This window comes from Lentilactobacillus kisonensis DSM 19906 = JCM 15041 (genome assembly GCF_001434135.1).
Lineage (GTDB): Bacteria > Bacillota > Bacilli > Lactobacillales > Lactobacillaceae > Lentilactobacillus > Lentilactobacillus kisonensis.
Map to the genome: position 1 here is coordinate 1 of NZ_AZEB01000068.1, position 2489 is coordinate 2489.

Annotated in this window: 1 protein-coding gene; it reads left to right on the forward strand. The window is 50.0% G+C overall.

Features of this window, described 5'->3' with window-relative positions; translation table 11 throughout:
• Positions 1 to 2444: MBG domain-containing protein (locus FC98_RS13635; RefSeq protein ID WP_156637334.1), on the forward strand; the 2444-nt coding region annotated here is incomplete at its 5' end.
• Positions 2445 to 2489 lie beyond the last annotated feature (45 nt).

The window sequence follows — 2489 nt, forward strand, 5'->3', positions numbered from 1 at the left end:
TCACGGCTGACGATTTCGACTGGAGCGCGGTTAAGGCCACGCCCGGTACTTATGCGGTGACGTTAAATGCGACTGGGATTAAGAAGATTACCGATGCGAACGCGAATACGACGTTGGCGGTTGGCGATGTTCAGGCAGGTCAAGCAACGATTACATCTAAGACGCCAACCACTCAAGCCATTAAGGCAACGATTGGCGATGTCACGAAGACTGAGGACGGAAATGCTAAGTTCACAGAGGTACCAACGGTTACTGTGAGCGACCAAGCGGGCCATACCTTGACAACGCCAGATTTAGCGATTACTGATTTTGATTGGAGTGCAGTCCAGGCAGTTCCTGGTACTTACGACATTACGCTAAATGCTACTGGGATTAACAAAATCCTAGCAGCCAACGTCAACACAACATTAGCGACTACTGATATTGCTGCCGGTCACGCAATCATTACCGCTAAGACGCCAACCACTCAAGCTATTAAGGCAACGATTGGCAATCTTACCAAGGATTATGACGGCACGATAACGTTTAAGGACGTCCCAATAGTCACTGTAAGCGATCAAGCGGGCCACACCTTAACAACACCGACTACCCTAACCAAGGATGATTTTGACTGGAGCAATGTTAAGGCTGACGCCAGCACTTATGATGTGACGTTAACGGCTGCTGGGATTAAGAAAATTACTGATGCCAACGCGAATACGACGTTAGCTACCAGCGACATTACGGCTGGACAAGCGATCATTAACAAGGCAGCGATCACGATTACCGCTACCAATGCCAGCAAAACTCAAGGCCAAGCTGATCCAGCGCTGACTGCGACTGTAATCGGTAAGCCCACTGCCGGCAGCGATGTCAAGTACACCGTTAGCCGGGATAAGGGTGAGACGCCTGCGACCTATGATATTAACGTCACTGCGAACGCAACCGATAACCCGAACTATACGATTACCACTAAGAAGGGCGTCTTTACCATTGTGCCCGCTGATAGCATTACCGCCACGGTTGGAAACGTTGATAAGACATACGATGGTAAGGCATTTGATACGACGGTTGTTCCAACGGTTACCCTGAGTGGGTTTGCCACTGTTGTGACGCCAAACTTTACCCACGATGATTTCGATTGGAGCAAGGTCGGCACTGATGCTGGTAGTTACAGCGTTACCTTGACCGCAGCTGGGCTGAAAAAGATTGTAGATGCCAATAAAGGCGTCACAGCAGTCGCTTCAGCCGGGAACGCCGTTATTAAGCAGGCTGATGTCACAATTACCGCTAATAACGCGACCAAAGTAGCTGGTCAAGCTGATCCAACGTTAACTGCCAAGGTTAGCGTCCAGCCAGCCGCGGGTGCTAAGCTCGTTTATACGGTAAGCCGGGCAGCCGGTGAAACGGTAGGAACCTATCCGATCACCGTAACTGCCACGGCTGCTGCTAACCCGAACTACCACATCACGGTTGTTGGGGGGCAGTTCACAATTACCAAATCGACGGCAACGTTTGATTGGACTGCAGATTATGTCGATAGTGTTGGCAATAAGTTAGCGGATCCTGAATCTGGAACTGATTTGCATGCAGGAGATCACTATACGACAACTGCAAAGTACATTGACGGCTATTATTTAACTGCTGAACCAGCTGACGCGGCTGGAACGATCAAAGACGGCAACGTAACTGTTAAGTACGTTTATAACAAGGTCGGTGGCTTCACGATCACCACGCCAAATGGGCAGGTAACCACGATCGCCTACGCGGTGGATCATACTGACCCAACCAAGGTTAGCGTGCCACTCAATCAGACCGTTCCATACGTCAGTGGCTACGATGCTGTTAGTCCTGCTGGTAAATTGACGCTGGTTGATCCCGCTGACCCAACGAAGGGTTACAAGTTGCCAGCAATGACAACCCCTGATGCTAACACCGCCATTACCTACGTCGCTGTGAATAACGGTGGCGGTGGTACTAATGGTAACGGGACAATCACACCATCTAATAACGCCGGCACAACCACGAACAGCACTAATCAAACAACTGGAAATGAGACGACGCCTAGCCTAGCTGGGGGCAATGATCATGGTGGCAGTCAAGCTACTAAGAAGCAGCCAAGCAAACCAGCTAAGAAGGCTGGTAAGCGGACGGCTCAAAAGACCAGCACCACAAAGCAGGCGGCTAACACTGGTAATCGACGGGCAACGACAGGCCAAGCCGTTGCTAGCAACCACGGCAAGCAGCCAAGTGGGCAATCTGGCGCAACTAGCCAAGCTACTAGCACCAAGTCAGTTGCGAAGACCAATCAAGCTCACAAGCAGTTGGCTAATGAACCAATTGAAAAAGCTGCGACGCTACCACAAACTGGTGATAGTCAATCGTCAGCGGTTGTCACTTGGTTGGGAGCGGTCTTAGTTGGCTTCCTTGGGTTATTCGGACTTAAACGTAAACGGCGTTTTTAATGAAGATAATGAAGCCTGAATTATTCATAGTTCATAAAAATCCCG